Source organism: Undibacterium sp. GrIS 1.2, assembly GCF_040544435.1.
Classification (GTDB): domain Bacteria; phylum Pseudomonadota; class Gammaproteobacteria; order Burkholderiales; family Burkholderiaceae_D; genus Undibacterium.
In genome coordinates, this window is the sequence record NZ_JBEONP010000008.1 from 77,878 (window position 1) to 94,487 (window position 16,610).

Consider the following 16,610-nt stretch of genomic DNA (forward strand, 5'->3'; position numbering starts at 1 on the left):
CCATTCAACTTTGAGGAAGTAAATACAGGTAAATCTGAAGCAATCTCACATCCTGCTTTCAGTTTTTATGACTTACGGAAAATTGTCCTAGCCGGGCATAGCGACGACAGCCCTTTAGCACCTAATTTACAAAATACTATCGCTGCAACGCAACTGGGACGGTTTTCTGTAAGCCCCGATTTATTGAATAACAAAATTCTCAAAGAAAATATTGGTCACGCCGTCATGTTCTTTGACGTCCAGCGCTTTGTTGACCGTATCGCGGATTTCTTCTATTAACTCCTTTTTCCCTGCGGAAGAGAGAATATCGCCAGGCTCTTTGCCACTCAGGCTCACTAAAATCACATGCCTTACTACTGGCAGATAGACTTTGATTTTTTCTGCAATTTCTGGATTAGCTAACTGAAGCGTCATGCTGACTTGCAGGTATTTTTCAGAGGTGGATAAATTCACGGTGAACGCTTCCAGCTTGGTCATATTGCCACCGCCGCCGCCTTCTTTCGCTCCCGAATTGGCAAACGCCGAGCCCGATAACGTGCTGCTCAGGCAAATTAAAATGATGTATAGCAAATTGAGCAGGAGATTTTTGTGAAGTCTTGGCGGCGTCATATGCGGCTCGTTTTTATTAAAAACAGCGAGTTAAAAGTAGAAATAATGAGGAGGTAATGAAGAAGCAATGGGGAAACAATGAGCGGAAAATCCATAAAAAAACGGACGAAGAGCATTCATCCGTTTTAATTTTAAATCAGCACAGCAAAACAAAGCCGAGAAATATGTCAACGATCGTCAACTCCGTTCAACTCTGTACATTGTGCCGACAAATTGCGCGTGTAAATTACACCGACAAAGGTTTGTAACGTATCCGTTTTGGCTTGGCACCTTCTTCACCCAGACGTTTCTTTTTATCAGCTTCGTATTCCTGGTAATTACCGTCAAAGAAGCTGACTTGCGAATTGCCTTCAAACGCCAGAATATGTGTCGCAATACGATCCAGAAACCAGCGGTCATGCGAGATTACCATGACGCTGCCAGCAAATTCTAGCAAGGCATCTTCCAGCGCACGCAGAGTTTCCACGTCCAGATCATTGGACGGTTCATCCAGCAGCAAGACATTACCGCCTTGCAGCAGTGTCTTGGCCAGATGCAGACGACCGCGTTCACCGCCCGACAAATTGCCGACGATTTTTTGCTGGTCGCCACCTTTAAAGTTGAAGCGTCCTAGATAAGCACGGGATGGCATTTCAAAACGACCGACTGTCAAAATGTCCGCACCGCCAGCGACGTCTTCAAACACAGTTTTAGTATTGCCCAGATCTTCGCGGGACTGATCGACCAGCGAGATTTTGGCAGTCTGCCCCAGCACCACCTCGCCGCTATCCGGTTGCTCTATACCTTTAATCATTTTAAACAGCGTCGATTTACCGGCACCGTTAGGGCCGATGATGCCGACAATCGCGCCAGGTGGAATTTTAAAGCTGAGGTTGTCGATCAGCAGACGATCACCAAAGGCTTTGGAGACATTTTTAAATTCGATGACTTCGTTACCCAGACGCTCTGCGACCGGGATAAAAATCTCTTGAGTCTCGTTACGTTTTTGGTACTCGTGCTCGCTCATTTCATTGAAGCGCGCCAGACGTGCCTTGCTCTTGGCTTGACGTGCTTTAGGATTTTGGCGTGACCATTCCAGCTCTTTTTGCAAAGCACGTTGGCGGGCAGATTCGGTCGCTTCTTCTTGCTTCAAGCGGGTTTGCTTTTGGTCCAACCAAGAGGAGTAATTACCCTTCCATGGAATACCTGCGCCGCGATCCAGTTCCAGAATCCACTCAGCGGCATTATCCAAAAAGTAGCGATCATGGGTAATTGCCACCACTGTGCCAGGGAAACGCAATAAAAATTGCTCCAGCCAATCGACTGATTCTGCATCCAGATGGTTGGTTGGCTCATCGAGCAAGAGCATATCGGGTTTGGATAGCAATAATTTGCACAGCGCGACGCGACGTTTTTCACCGCCGGACAACACGGCTATCTTGGCATCCCATGGCGGCAGGCGTAATGCGTCGGCGGCCATTTCTAATTGCAGTTCAACATTGTCGCCGCTAGAAGTGGAGATGATGGCTTCTAGGCGCGCCTGCTCATTGGCGAGGGCATCGAAGTCGGCATCTGGCTCGGCATAGGCGGCATACACTTGCTCTAACTTAGCCTTGGCTTCGAATACTTCACCGAGCGCGGATTCGACTGCTTCGCGCACAGTTTGCTCTGGATCAAGTTGCGGTTCTTGCGGTAAATAGCCAATGTTCAGATTTGGCATCGGCACGGCTTCGCCCTGGATGTCCTTATCAATGCCTGCCATAATTTTAAGCAGTGAGGATTTTCCGGAGCCGTTCAGCCCCAAGACGCCGATCTTGGCGCCAGGGAAAAACGAGAGCGAGATATCTTTAAGAATCTGGCGCTTAGGCGGCACGATCTTGCCGACGCGGTTCATGGTGTAGACGTAATTTGCCATTTTTTCGATTTTTTTATGGATGAAGAAGATGGGTGCAAGGATACCGCAAGCCAGCGCAGATGGGGAGTCCTGGGTGGGAGTTTGTTCGTGGATTACATTACACGCGAAATCACGTCTTCAATACCGGGGTCGATATCACGAGCTGGTAGCTGCTTAGCATTGGGATGAGTTGGCGTTACTTTGGAATTGCGTTCAAAGCCTCTTCAGCGACGGATTCCTCCATGCTCAATATTGCAAAGTACGGGAGTATATTTAATTGGCCATATATTTCCTTTACAATAAGGCGATTTATTCCTATACACCCTATCAGTATACCTGGCCAACTCATTACATCTTTGCTGGTTTTCTGGCGATAGGCACAAAATCAAACTGGAACTTCAGAAGTGTTGATTGGCCATTGATGGTGACGGTTTGCGTCAAAGGCGGCTTGATACTTCCCATATTCGGGTGCCAGGCCTTGATCTCGTATTGACCATTGGGCAGATTTTCTAATTTCAATACGCCGCTGTCGTCCGTCTTGGCAAAATAAGGTGTGTCGAGCACCAAGACATAGGCGCGCATCCAGTTGTGTAGTAAGCAGTACACCACGACGATGCCCGCTTTATCAAAAATGACGGGTGGTGGCGTCACGCCTTTGTCGTAGGTTTTGATTTCAAACTCTTTGGCGGGCGAGAAAGACTTAACGTGATGTTCCAGCTTGTCGTAATTGGGGAACTTGACTTGTGTGCCGACACGTATCGGTGTGACATAGGGCGCAAACTGCAAATCGCGCTGGGCAATCACCTCAGTCTCGGTTTTTCCAACTGGCGGCAAGGGCGCGCCGATCGGCGTCGCGTACACCACAACATCTGGCATTAAGGCGCCATTTTTATCCACCGCACTGGCGCTGATGGTGACGCTCCATGCGCTGGACAGCAGGCCAAAGCTGCTGAGGAACAAACTGGCTTGTAGTAAGCGGATGACGGAATGACGGCGCATGGATTATCTCGGTTGAAATTACTTGGTGACGATGGGGCGTTGCATTGGTGCCAGTTTCGCTACCAGCTTATTAGAAACCGAAGAGGGGATGTTATTTTTTTCCATTGCAATTTGTAAGTCTTCTGCCAAGGCGTTGAACTGTGCATTATTGATATTCATCCCCTTGTGCGCTTCTTGCATCTCTTTACCGCTGTATTTGCATGGGCCGCCAGTCAGTGCGCAAAACTGTTCTGCCAACATTAAACCCAAGCGTTCCATATCAGTTTCTTTGAATGCGTCTTTGATGCGGTCGTCTGCTAAAACTATCGGCAAAAAATCAGCCACAATTTTATTGATGCCTTCTTTGCCACCCAAGCCTTGGTACACCGCGTCGGGCGTGGTCTGGGCGAATGCCGCGGTGCTAGTGGCGATAGTAGCGCTGATGCCAAAGCTGAAAATAACAGCTGCTTTGACGAGCTTGGAGCTGAGACGTGTTTGCATGATCATGTCTTTCTAAAATAGGTCAGTTCTTGTATGTGTTTTAGCCTGTGTGCTGTGTTGCGCGATACAGTCAGATTAAAATCCGGCTTGCAGCGACAAATAAAAGCCACGCTGATTGGTCGGATTAAATACGGTGATATCGCCCAAAGTCGCATAGGCCGCAGTGATCGACACATTTTTAGTCGGGAAATAAGCCAGAAACACGTCGTAGTAATCTTTTTCGTTATCGACGCTGAGGTTACGTGGCTTCATCCGGTACTCTGCCCCCAAGGCTAATTTGCGGGTGATTAAATAAGCAGCAGAGCCCTCTAGCATAGGCTTGTACTTGTCTTCTTTATCACCGCCAAAACCGAGAATACCCATTTGGTTGGCTTTGGTCATCCGCAAAGTGCCGTTCAGCAGCAGGCTTTGTTCCAAAAACACTTTAGTGGCTGAAGCGTAGTAATCCACACCGCGATCATCTTTGGCACCTAGTTGCTTGACATTGGTGATGCCCAGAGCGCCCAGGCCGCCGATGCCGTTATTACGTTTGATCATCGCGCCGACGGCAACTTGTGGCATCCAGCTATCTTGGTCATACACGGCGTCACCCGCGACTTTGACTTTGATGCCAAGAATATCTTGCTGGATGTTGAGTGAGTTAAGTGGTGCCAGACTGCCGGTAAATTCTTGCTTAGCCAGGGACAATTCGACCCGGTCTGCGATACCAACGGCTACGCCATAGGTTCTGAGTCCGTAATCTTGAGTTTTAACTTGGGTGTAATGCACATTCGCACCATAGCTGTCGCGTGTGCCATAACCTGTGATTAATGCCCAAGGCGTCAGACCGCCGCCGCCTGCGCCCTCTAGCTGGCTAACGCCGCCGGTTGCGGTCAGTTTGCCCATGTCGGGTCGCATGCTGGATGGTGTGTCGGCTGATGTCGATGTGCTGGCAGGTGCGTTAGTTTGGGCGCTCGCCTGCTGACAGAAAATGGCAAAACTGCTGATCATGGCGGCTTGTAAAGCTCGGTTCTTTAGATACATCGTCAAATACATAGTCATTTCCTCGCTGATAGGTGGGTTGGGAGCATCTCAGCAACGAGCGTCTCGTGGAAGAAATACGTTGGCGTTAGCAAACCGGATTCAAGCCAATGCGAGATAACGACAAATATTGTGTGACATATTGTCAAATCGTATGCGGCTATTTTTTCGGTTCAACGATGTCCCGCTTCATCGGCGCAAGTTTGGCAATCAGTTTGTTCTGTACCGATGAAGGAATATGCTGTTGCTCCATCGCGATTTGCAAATCCTCTGCCAGGGCGTTGAACTGAGCACCAGTGATGCCGAGCTTGTCGTGTGACACCTTCATGCTGTCGCCAGAATAAGTGCAAGGACCACCGCTGAGAACGCAAAATTGTTCTTTTAATAGCTTGGCCAGTCGCTTCATATTGGTTTCTTTGAACGACTCTTTGATACGTGGATCTGCCAGCACTAATGGAATCAAATCATCAACAATATTGCCAATGCCGGCCTCACTACCCAAGCCTTGATAAAGCGCATCGGTCTGTATTGCGGACTCTGCGTAGATGTCTGAATTTGCTGCAAACATGGGCACGACGAACAGCAGTGCTTTCAAGAGTTTTACAGCCGAGATTTTTAAAACTGTTCGCGCGTTCATTTGTATTGTCTCTTGTCGTTTACTAGTTACCAACTTGTAGTGATAAATACCAGCCGCGCTGCGTGGTGGGATTAAACACCGTGATGTCACCCAATTTGGCATAGGCCGCAGTGACAGAAAAATTCTTGGTCGGGAAATAAGCCAAAAACACGTCGGCATAATCTTTTTCATTATCAACACCGAGGTTGCGCGGCTTCATTCTATATTCCATCCCTGCGACCCATTTACGATTGATCAGATAGACCACAGAGCCTTCTAGCAGGGGTTTATATTGATCGTTTTTATCACCACCAAAACCGAGCAAGCCCATTTGGTTTGCCTTGCTCATCCGCAGTGTGGCGTTGATTAACAGGCTTTGTGCCAGATATAGTTTTGTCGCAGACAGGTAGTAATCAACGCCGTTGTCACTGACTGCGCCAAGCTGCTTTACATTAGTGACGCCAAGTGCCCCAAGTCCCGCCACACCGTTATTGCGCTTAAACATCACGCCTAGCGCAATTTGTGGCAACAGCGTGTCTTGATCGGTCACGGCATCGCCGGACAATTTCAATTTAATGCCGACAATATCTTGTTGAATATTGAGATGATCCAAGGGGGCGCGGCTGCCGGTGAACTCTTGTTTAGCTAAAGACACTTCCAGTTTGTCAGCAAAACCCAGCGCGACGCCGTAAGTTTTAAGGCGGTAATCCTGCGTGTCCACTTGCGTGATATGTGCGTTGACGCCATAGCTATCTTCGCTGCCGTAACCGGTGATCAGTGCCCAAGGCGTAATGCCACCGCCGCCAGCGCCTTCTAGCTGACTGACACCGCCGGTCGCTGTCAATTTGCCCATGTCGGGCAAGGCCAAATTTTGCGCGTTGGCTGCTTGTCCAAATAATGGCGAGGACAAATAAAAAAAGAGCGCATTACTTGCGATTACGATTACTTTTTTTATGTACATCAAATGACCTGTGGCTAAAGAGCGTTGGTGCTCGATCGGTATTGCTAAGCTTTTTGCTACGGATGTTTTACGGTGTTGATATTTTGTGTATCGATAATATGAACATCTTGATATGAAAAGATCTCACACCATTAAATTACGCAACACTTTACCAAAAAAAACTAAATCTGCCCGAGCAAAGCCATATCAGGATTTTGATTGAACCTACATTCCTGATATCGTATAAAACTAAGCTTATTCTTCATTATTTTTCTCAAGCCAGATTACGATATTTAACACTTTGTTATACGAAAACAGATGAGCCGGTCCTCCTTACGCCGTGAGTTAGTCGTCCCTATTACTATTTTAGTAATAGGCGTCGCTGCGGCTATTGGCTGGGTATCAATGAGGGCCGGAACCGATGCGGTGAACACGCTGACGCAACATATTTTGACCGATATGGTTAATCGTATCAGCAGCGCTACCGGAAAGCATTTAGATAGCGCATTAGTGGCACTGGATACGATCGCCCCTAATCCTAAAAACGCCCCGGCAGTACAAAAATTCTCGGATGATCTTGGTTTGCTGGAATCCAAATTGTGGATCGCCAGCAGCCTGTTTATGGATGTGAATAATTACGTCTATTACGGCGGTCAGGATGGCCGCATGGTTGGTGTATTTCGCATCAAACCTGATTTCGTTGAAGTGTATTGGCATGAACCCGGCGCGCGCCAGCGCCAGGTCTATCAGGCAAAAACACCAGGCGACCGGTCGGTGTTATTGCGTACGGATCAATACGATCCGCGTTTGCGGCCTTGGTATCGTGCGGCGATTGCATCCGATAAGCCAGTATGGTCGCAAATTTATAATGACTTTACCTCGGCAGAGCCGACCGTGACTTTGGCTAAGCCCGTATTTCAGCCCAACCATACTTTGATCGGCGTGGTCGCTACCGACGTAACATTAAAAGTACTGTCAGATTTTTTACGGACTTTAGAAATCAGCAAAAACAGTGTCGCTTACATCATCGACAGTGAGGGTTACATCGTCGCCACCTCTGGTGATGAGCTGGCTGTAACACGTGTAAGTCCAAACGATGCGCCGCAGCGCTTGCGTGCATCAGAAATGAAGACGCCACTAATCAGCGAGATTTATAAACGTAGTTATGCCTGGCAAAGAAAAATTTTGCAAGGCGACAAATCAATCTCGTCAACCCAGTCATTTACCCTGGCAACTGGCACAGTCGATGTGGCAGTCGCGGCTTTGGGTGATAAGCAAGGTTTGAACTGGCTGACTGTGGTTGCTGTACCGCGCTCCGATTTTATGAGTAGCGTTAACCAAGGTTTTTTTGAGAGCCTGTTAATTGCAGTGGCCTGTATTCTGTTTGCATTGACGATAGGTTTGACCATCGTTGATCGGGTAATGCGCGACATCCGCAAACTCACCGGCGCAGCAGAAAAATTTGGTGAAGGTCAGCCTTTGCCAGAGCTGGATATCCGGCGCGATGATGAAATTGGCATTCTTGCTCAAACATTTATTGAGATGGAAAAGAAGCTGCGTTTTGATAAATTAACGCAAGTCGCCAACCGGGAATCCTTATTCGCACAAATTAGTTATCTGCAAAAACACGCAAAAAATAATCCCCATGAGCACACCGTATTCACTATCTTATTTGTCGATCTGGACCGGTTTAAATTTATCAATGATAACTATGGGCATGACGCCGGTGACGCCACCTTGGTGATCATCGCGGCCAGGCTAAAAGCGTCTATTCGAGAAACCGATGTTGTGGCGCGTTATGGCGGTGACGAATTTGTGCTCTTACTCAAAGACACCAAAAGCTCTATCGATATTCACAACATGGTAGAGAAAATTTCTACCCTGGTAGAAATGCCGATTGCGCTGGACGATGTTATGGTCAGTGTCGGCGTATCTGTTGGCTGGGCGTGTTTCCCTGAGGATGGTGATGATTATGTACGATTGATTAAGATTGCCGACAGTCGTATGTACAACCATAAAAGAGATCGCAAATCGCACCAAATGCATTTGGTATGAGGACTAGGATTTAATATACTCCCCATTATTTTTCGTAAAATTAGCTTGCAGATCAATGATTGTATGGACAGCTATATAATACTTACCATGAGTATATTGGTTGCTTAGTTAAACAACGAAGCTAACTACCAGCGTCTGGTGTCGCTTGTCTTGCATCCCATTGCGCCATCCAAGTGAGCATCTGCTCGGCTGGCATGGGTTTGCTGATGTAATAGCCTTGCGCCTGATCACAGCCCATGTCCTTGAGCAGTTGCATGACTTCTTTATTTTCGACTCCTTCTGCCACCACTCTCAATCCCATGTTGTGACCAAGATCAATGGTTGATTTGACGATTTTAGTGTCATCAATATCTTTCTCCATTTTCAGAACGAAGGATTTATCGATCTTTAATTCATCCACCGGCAAGCTTTTTAAATACGCAAGTGAGGAGTAGCCAGTACCGAAATCATCAATCGACAAATCGGCGCCCATCGCATGCAAACCTTCTAAGGTCTGCTGCGCCCGGATCGGGTCATCCATAATCGCACTCTCGGTAATTTCCAGACAAAACGCAGCAGGCGTAATGTGATGTCGCTCCAGAATATCGGCAAACTTATTCGGCAAATCCTGATCCAGTAAATCGCGGGTAGACAGGTTGACCGACATTTTCAGGTTCAGACCTTGCGCTATCCATAGGCTACAGATACGGGCGGCATCATTCAGTACCCAGCGGGTTAACTGGCGAATAAAGCCGGTTTGCTCTGCAAATGGGATGAATTGATCGGGGAAAATAAAACCGCGTTCTGGATGTATCCAGCGGATTAGCGCCTCGACAGCAATTACTTTGCCTGTATCCAATGCGACTTTAGGCTGTACATACAAGTGGAAGTGCTGTTGTTCCAGCGCGGTGCGCAATTCACTCAGCAAAGACAAACTTTGCTGGCTGGATTTATCGATGGCTGGCACATAGGTTACCGCGCCGCTGTTGGCACGCTTGGCGGCATACATCGCCACTTCCGCCCGGCTTAACAGGGATTCTGCATCATTGGCATTGTCGGGGAAGCCGGCAATACCAATCCCCGCACCCAGATCAACGGTTTGATCTTCGATCGAAATTGGTTTTTCTAAGGACGCTAAAATTTTTGCAGCCAGCTCTTGTGCTTCTAACAGAGTGGAGTCGGGTAACAGCACGACGAACTCATCACCACCCAGACGCGCAGGTTTGATGGTGCCTTGTCCCAGCTCATTAGTCAGTCTGAGGGCAACTTGCGTTAGTAATTGATCACCAAAACCATGTCCCATCACATCGTTGACATGTTTAAACCGATCCAGATCCATCATCAGAATGTAGCAGGTAGTTTTTTTTGCCCTTGCTTGTGTAATCGCATCTTGCAGCATGCTGACGAACAGTGCCCGGTTTGGCAGATTGGTCAAAATATCCCAATACGCTAAGCGCCGGATTTCTTTTTCGCGGTTGGCAATGCCATCACGCATGACCAGAAAAGTCCGCGCCAGATCGCCGATTTCATCATTGCGTTGCACTTTGATCGTGGCGGTATAGTCACCCGCGCCTAACCGTTTGGCAGTATCCGCTAACTGACGCATAGGGCCAGTAATTCGCTTAGTGGTGACAACGCTAATAATGCTGGCGATGATGACCCCAAGTATCGTGAGTATCAGCAGATCTCTTTGCAGTTGTTTATAGGGCGCAATGGCTTCGCTCAGCGAGACCTGCAATACGGCGACCGTAATCCACTTCTCGTTTTCGGCTAATTTAAGGACGTGCGCGCTGTAGTCTTCATCGCCGATGCGTAGTTCTGCGATGGATTGGCTTGTATCTTGAATTTTGGGAATCTGGGTTGCTAGTATGGCGACTTGTTCTGCATTGAGAGTAGACACATCCGGCATCCATTTATTGCCTTCAGCATGATTCTCGGTCAGCAGTGATATCTGTAAGCCTGACAATTCACGCATGTCAGCGACGATGCGTTGGTCAATCGGGATTGCCATCAACACCCAGGCTATAGTAACTGGTGCTTTAATCGGCACCATCACTAATTGATAAGATTTACCCTTGACGACGGCATTGCGGTACGAACTGCCGACTTGTTCTGCCTGTATCACCAAAGGCAAAATTGATTGCTGAAAACTACTTGCAAAAACATCGCTGGTGGCTGCCGTAATGCTGCGATCCAGGCCTATTACCATAGAAAAACTGGCACCGATTCTTTCACCGTGATTGATTAAGGCAGACTCTATCGTTTTAGTATCGTTGGTACCAATGGCCTCACGAAACGCATAATCTTTAGCAAGCACCTCGCCACTTTGTATCAGTTTTTGTGCATTCTGATCTAGTAAGCGGTTGAAGATTTTTTCGCTCCGCTTCAGTTCTTCCTGAATCGAGGCACGCGCATTGCGATAAATCGTATTTTGAATAACAAAAAATCCTGCGAGTTGAACCATCAGGGTCAGGGCGATAAACAGAGTGACGACGCGGCTTTCCAGACTATGCAAACGCATGAACTATCCTTGCTGATTTGTGGCGATTTTCATTTTTTTGAAATGACTGCATGCTGTTTTAATATCCGGTCGATAAACCATAATAATGGCAACTTACTACAAGCGTAACTCACTCAGTCAATCCCGGAACACTGCGATCAAGTTCAATTTACTTTGTAATTCAATTTGACAACAAGCGCAGAATTGTCGTCCTTGATTACAACGGCTTGCTCACTTATTGGGCTATTCGCCATTTGTTGATAGTACCAAGTTTTTAAACTATATTTCCCAGCAGGCAGGATAGTAATTTTTGCTTTGCCACCGGCATCTGTTTTCGCAAAATACGGGGTATCGACAATTTGGATATATGCCAGCATCTGATCATGGATATTGCAGCCGACTACCACAGTCCCCGGTTTGTCAAAGGTAATCGGTGCTTCGGGCTTGCCTGCATATAGTTTTAATTCAAATGGCTTCGCTGGCGAAAATGAGTAAGCTTGATGCCGTACCGTGTCATTGTTGGGGAAGCTGATGGCTGTCCCAGTCTGTACTACCGTCACCAGAGGGATGAATTTTTTATCTTTTTGCTCAATATCGACTTTGGCAGATTTGGTTTTTTCGATACTGCCATTGTCGAAATACACCACTGCGTCAGGAACAGGTTTGCCAGTGTTGTCGAGTACTTGAATCACATGATCAGCGTGTGCTGGTAATGTATATGCGCCTGATAAAAGAGCAAAAGCAATGGCTGCCAATTGAGTATGTTTCATATTTTGTATCATGGCATTTCTCCTCACTAGATCAATCGTAGAGATATATAGATATAGTCGATAATGTTTTTTCGTGGTTTTTAAGCTCTTCAAAGCACCGGATATCATGATTAGCTAACTTTTTAAGCTACCCTGCATAATCTCTGTAAACTGAGTTTTTGGCTGATAAAGCTAGCTCGAATCGTCTGTCAGTCATGATAATGCAAAATTATTTCAAAAATAGTTTTATGTCACTTTGTCTTAGTTGATGCATCCAAAATGCATTGGTTGCAGTAAATATCTATAATAAAGCGAATGAAAATAAGTAATTGTGACAAAGATGTTGTAAATTGTTGTTAACTTATTGTTTCTTAATCGTCGCTAAGGTATTGTCAGTCCCACTTAATTCGCTTATCGCAGTCAACTCTTAGTAGAGTATGGATTCCATCATTAAACATCTTGTGGAAATTACTGGTCATCGCGACCATGATCTCCTCAATATTTCAGTCATTTCGGCTCTGTGTGAATTAACACGCGCTGAATACGCACGCGTGTTGGATATCACGACTGTGGGTCGACAAACATTTGTACAGTCCCAAATTACGATCAAAAATGGCAAGGTACTTGAAGTTGTCGACGTCAGCACTATTAGCGCCGCCGGTGATTTGATTGCTAAGTATCCTAATTTGGAAGATGGTATTTCGAGGCATCAGAATCTGATTGAAGGATCATCAGAAGACGGTAAGCGTTTGATTTGGTTGCCTATCTGGACCAATGAAAAAGTCAGTACCTGCCTGGAAATCGCTAATCCTGATTCTTACAATGAAAATACTTTCCAAGTGATGGAAGGTATTTTAATTGTTTACCGCAATTTTCAGAATCTGCTGGATTACAGTGAACGTGATTCACTGACCGGATTATTAAACCGTAAAACTTTTGATGATAATTTTTCAAAAATTTTGCGCGTCAGTTCCCAGCAAAAAAATAATACTGAAACAGTGATCGAGCCCGAGCAAGATCGCCGTGCTGTCGAACCCGAAAAGCCGCATTGGTTGGCGGTGTTGGACATTGACCATTTCAAGCGGGTGAACGACCAATTTGGTCACTTGTATGGCGATGAGGTATTGATTTTGATCGCTAATTTATTACGTTCGTCTTTCCGTCCCACTGACAGATTGTTCCGCTTCGGTGGCGAAGAATTTGTGATTTTATTGCGTGCTACTGCCCAAGATGATGCTCAGCATATTTTTGATCGTTTCCGCGAAAACGTAGAGCAATATCCATTTCCGCAAGTCGGGCAGGTTACAGTTAGTGTGGGCTTTGCCCGCATAGATCCGTTTGAACCTGCGGTTGCGATTATGGGACGCGCAGATCAGGCTTTATATTTTGCAAAAAGCAATGGAAGAAATCGCACCTGTTACTACGATAGCTTGGTCGAGAGCGGCGATTTGCATGCAGAGAAGTCTAACGACACAGCAGAATTTTTCTAAAACCTAGCTGTGCTCTGCATCAAGCGCAGCATCAGTTTTTTTGCGTGCGGTAGTGAGCAAGATCACACTTCCTAAAATCACGGCCATTGCAATCATCTCACGTCCTCCGATTTGTTCTCCTCCCAACGTCACTCCTAAAATTACCGCAATCACCGGGTTGACGTAGGCGTAGCTGCCAGCGAGTGCGGGCGGTACTGCGCTTAGCAAGTACATATATGCAGTAAATGCGAGCAAAGACCCGGCAACCACAAGGTAAGACCATGCCAGCCATGCATTGACAGTGATTGGCGTGTTGAATTTTTCTCCCATCAAAAAACCAAGCAGCATCAAAAATGCGCCACCCAACAGCATCTCACTGGCAAATCCCATCGCACCCGGCGCCATTTTTAATTTTCGCTGTGACAGTACTGAGCCAATATCCCAGCTTAAAATCGCCCCGATTAAACTAATCACACCAATTGGCTTGGCAGAAAATTCGCCACCAAATGCCAGCATCACAGCGCCCGCAAAGCCAATCACTATCCCTGTCCATTCACGTCGGTTAGGCCAGTCACCGAAAAAACCAACACAAAACGACAAAATCATCGGTGAACAAGCAATGAAGACCGCGGTCAATCCTGAGGAAATGCTTTGTTGCGCGACCGCAGTTAAGCCCATCCCGCCGCCGAGCATCAGTACTCCAACGACGCCCGCATCACGCCATTCTTTTAAGCTGGGATGAGCTACGCCGCGCCATGTTTGCCAGGCAAATAGCAAACCACCTGCGACCAGAAAACGGGTTCCCATTAACATAAACGGAGGGAAAGATGCCAGCGCGATATGGATAGCGAAATAGGTTGATCCCCACACCACGTAGACGGTAAGTAAAGCAATCAGTACAGAGCGTGGCAGACGGGACATATTTTTCCTGGAGGCAGAGAAATCAGAGCGGTCAGTATCAATAGTGCTCAAGTAGTTTTTTTGAACACATCAATAAAGATAAATCAGTTACATTACTTCAAACCATTTTTAAAGACTCAGAATAGATGAAACCCATCTGGGTTTTAGCTGAGTATCGATGGCATACTTGAACAACGGGTTTTCGTGATGTTGAAAATCGATGTTTTCGATGAAGACAGAATTAAATCACACTATAAGAAATCAAACTTAAATGGAACTGCGCCAACTCCGCTATTTCGTTGCGATAGTCGATCACGGCTCTTTGTCACGTGCCGCTAAAGTGCTGCACATAGTGCAACCAGCATTGACACAGCAATTACAGTTATTAGAGGACGAATTGGGGTGCTTGTTATTGCATCGCTCCGCACAAGGCATGCAAGCCACCGATGCCGGTAAGATTTTTTACGAGCACGCACAAGCTATCTTAAAGCAAGTCAGTGATGCTAAATCGGCGGTCAGTCAATCTTCTGACAGACCAAGTGGAACGGTTGCTCTTGGTATTCCGCAAAGCGCATCAGGCGCGTTGGCCTTGCCTTTACTGAAGGCGGTACGCGCGACTTATCCTGATATTGTGTTTCAGTTGACGGAAGAATTAACCGGTAATTTGACCGAACAGTTAAAGTCGGGACGTTTGAATTTAGCGATATTGTTTGACGACGGACAGCTCGGCAGTTTTTCTACTAAGACCTTAGTAGAAGAAGAGCTGATGTACATCACTCGCCGCGACTCGCAATTTGCGTGCAAGCGTAAAACCATCACTTTAGCCAAAGCCTTGGAAGCTACTTTGATTTTACCTAGCGTGCAGCACGGTGTCAGGCCACGGATAGAAAGTGTTGTCAGACAAGCTGGTTTGAAGACGGATCATGTGATCGATATTACTTCCATTGCGATTTTAAAATCGGCATTGATGGCTGATATGGGCGCTACGATATTACCGGTCTCTCCGCTACTTTCGGAAATACAGCGTGGTGAATTAAGCGCACATGCAATCAGTGGCGCGCCCTTATCCCGGACAGTTGTTCTATGCGCTTCTAAAAATATTCCATTAACCAATGCTGCAATGGCAGTAGAAAAACTGGTACAACAAGTTGCACATGACTTATGTGAATCCGGTATATGGATAGGAACCAAAAGCCTTAGTTAATCATGAAGAGCTAAGACAAATTTAGCAAAAATAAGATGTACCAAGATTCATCAAGATGCACTAAGAGATTCTTTGTTCCGTCTTAGGATCAAACAAAATCGCTTTCGATAAATCAAATGCCAGACGCATACTTTTACCTGGTAAAGCCATCGCACGTGGATGAGTGCGGCAGGTGATGCGGCTTTGGTTAAACCAGATAAATGCTAAAGTGTCAGGGCCAGTTGGCTCGGTCAGTTCGACTGTGCAATCCACTTCTGTCGGGCGATAATCTTCTTCACTTTCTGAGCGGCGGGCGCTGATAGTGTCGGTCACATGTTCAGGTCGTATGCCGAGTATGATCTCGCGCTCCGCCCATTGCCCTGCTTTGAGTTGTTCTGCAAAAGAGGTCGGTAGAGGTAATAAACTAGTTTGGCCCGCATGCTCCAGAGTAAATGCCAGTCCATTAGCATGCGGGACTAATTTGCCTTTTAAGAAGTTCATTGAAGGTGAGCCAATAAATCCTGCGACAAACAAATTATTAGGTTGATCGTAAATATCTTGCGGACTGCCGAATTGCTGTACCACGCCATCTTTCATCACGGCGATTTTGTCACCCAGCGTCATTGCCTCAATCTGATCATGGGTAACATAGACGATCGTCGTGCCTAGTCGCTGGTGCATCAATTTAATTTCAGCGCGCATCTCTACCCGCAGTTTTGCATCCAGATTAGAGAGCGGCTCATCAAATAAAAACAGCGTTGGATCGCGGGCAATAGCACGACCCATGGCGACCCGTTGACGTTGCCCACCGGACAGTAATGCTGGTTTACGGTCTAGCAAGTGGGTGATTTGTAAAGTCTCGGCAACCCGCTCTACGATCTTTTTTTGTTCGTCTTTGGGTACTTTGCGTATGCCTAATCCAAACGAGATATTTTCTCTGACAGTCATGGTCGGATACAGTGCGTACGACTGAAACACCATGGCGATATCACGCGATTTGGCAGGAACAGCGTTGATGCAGCGATCACCGATATAAATCTCGCCATCAGAAATAGGCTCTAAGCCGGCGATCATATTCAGTAAGGTGGATTTGCCACAACCAGAGCCACCGACTAGGATTAAAAATTCGCCATCTTGAATCTCAAGATTGATGCCCTTTAATATCTCCGCGCCGTTGGGATAGACCTTGCGTACATTGCGTATGGATAAACTTGCCATGGTTATTTCGTTTCTTCTGA

At 46.7% G+C, this 16,610-nt stretch carries 14 protein-coding genes; 3 read left to right on the top strand and 11 right to left on the bottom strand.

Going from position 1 to position 16,610, the window contains the following annotated elements; genetic code table 11:
• Positions 1-180: 180 nt before the first annotated feature.
• The 7 genes from AAKU61_RS05175 to AAKU61_RS05205 all read right to left on the bottom strand — a co-directional run bounded on the left by AAKU61_RS05175 (position 181) and on the right by AAKU61_RS05205 (position 6,450).
• Positions 181-609 carry a flagellar basal body-associated FliL family protein gene (locus AAKU61_RS05175; RefSeq protein ID WP_354330218.1) on the bottom strand — a complete coding sequence of 143 codons (429 nt, stop codon included), beginning with the start codon at positions 607-609 and terminating at the stop codon, positions 181-183.
• A gap of 226 nt (positions 610-835) precedes the next feature.
• On the bottom strand, positions 836-2,503 hold the full coding sequence (gene ettA, locus AAKU61_RS05180) for an energy-dependent translational throttle protein EttA (RefSeq protein WP_354330220.1): 1,668 nt from the start codon (positions 2,501-2,503) through the stop codon (positions 836-838).
• A 327-nt stretch (positions 2,504-2,830) separates the two neighbouring features.
• Positions 2,831-3,481, bottom strand: coding sequence for a methylamine utilization protein (locus AAKU61_RS05185; RefSeq protein WP_323492769.1), 651 nt, complete (start codon positions 3,479-3,481; stop codon positions 2,831-2,833).
• 18 nt (positions 3,482-3,499) lie between these two features.
• Positions 3,500-3,961, bottom strand: coding sequence for a group I truncated hemoglobin (locus AAKU61_RS05190; protein WP_354330222.1), 462 nt, complete (start codon positions 3,959-3,961; stop codon positions 3,500-3,502).
• Positions 3,962-4,036: 75 nt separating this feature from the next.
• Complete coding sequence (locus tag AAKU61_RS05195) at positions 4,037-4,858, bottom strand: DUF3034 family protein (RefSeq protein WP_354330283.1); 822 nt, start codon at positions 4,856-4,858, stop codon at positions 4,037-4,039.
• A 283-nt stretch (positions 4,859-5,141) separates the two neighbouring features.
• A complete protein-coding gene (locus AAKU61_RS05200) occupies positions 5,142-5,618 on the bottom strand; it encodes a group I truncated hemoglobin (protein WP_354330224.1) in 477 nt (158 codons plus the stop codon).
• Between the two features lie 22 nt (positions 5,619-5,640).
• Complete coding sequence (locus AAKU61_RS05205; RefSeq protein ID WP_354330285.1) at positions 5,641-6,450, bottom strand: DUF3034 family protein; 810 nt, start codon at positions 6,448-6,450, stop codon at positions 5,641-5,643.
• A 405-nt stretch (positions 6,451-6,855) separates the two neighbouring features.
• Here AAKU61_RS05205 and AAKU61_RS05210 point away from each other — a divergent pair, with 405 nt between their 5' ends.
• Positions 6,856-8,592 (top strand): sensor domain-containing diguanylate cyclase, encoded by a 1,737-nt coding sequence (locus AAKU61_RS05210; RefSeq protein ID WP_354330225.1) that lies wholly within the window; start codon positions 6,856-6,858, stop codon positions 8,590-8,592.
• Positions 8,593-8,713: 121 nt separating this feature from the next.
• Here the strand turns inward: AAKU61_RS05210 and AAKU61_RS05215 are convergent, their stop codons facing one another.
• The gene (locus tag AAKU61_RS05215; RefSeq protein WP_354330227.1) at positions 8,714-11,092 is read right to left on the bottom strand and encodes a putative bifunctional diguanylate cyclase/phosphodiesterase; all 2,379 of its coding nucleotides are present in this window, start codon (positions 11,090-11,092) and stop codon (positions 8,714-8,716) included.
• Positions 11,093-11,235: 143 nt separating this feature from the next.
• A complete protein-coding gene (locus AAKU61_RS05220; protein ID WP_354330229.1) occupies positions 11,236-11,853 on the bottom strand; it encodes a methylamine utilization protein in 618 nt (205 codons plus the stop codon).
• Positions 11,854-12,257: 404 nt separating this feature from the next.
• Between AAKU61_RS05220 and AAKU61_RS05225 the strand changes: the two genes are divergently transcribed.
• Entirely contained in the window at positions 12,258-13,310 is a 1,053-nt protein-coding gene (locus tag AAKU61_RS05225) for a GGDEF domain-containing protein (protein WP_354330231.1), read from the top strand.
• Between the two features lie 3 nt (positions 13,311-13,313).
• Here the strand turns inward: AAKU61_RS05225 and yedA are convergent, their stop codons facing one another.
• A complete protein-coding gene (gene yedA, locus AAKU61_RS05230; RefSeq protein ID WP_354330233.1) occupies positions 13,314-14,210 on the bottom strand; it encodes a drug/metabolite exporter YedA in 897 nt (298 codons plus the stop codon).
• A 250-nt stretch (positions 14,211-14,460) separates the two neighbouring features.
• Between yedA and AAKU61_RS05235 the strand changes: the two genes are divergently transcribed.
• Positions 14,461-15,393 carry a LysR substrate-binding domain-containing protein gene (locus AAKU61_RS05235; RefSeq protein ID WP_354330235.1) on the top strand — a complete coding sequence of 311 codons (933 nt, stop codon included), beginning with the start codon at positions 14,461-14,463 and terminating at the stop codon, positions 15,391-15,393.
• A 60-nt stretch (positions 15,394-15,453) separates the two neighbouring features.
• Here AAKU61_RS05235 and AAKU61_RS05240 read toward each other — a convergent pair whose 3' ends face one another.
• Complete coding sequence (locus tag AAKU61_RS05240; RefSeq protein ID WP_354330237.1) at positions 15,454-16,590, bottom strand: ABC transporter ATP-binding protein; 1,137 nt, start codon at positions 16,588-16,590, stop codon at positions 15,454-15,456.
• Positions 16,591-16,610: the final 20 nt, after the last annotated feature.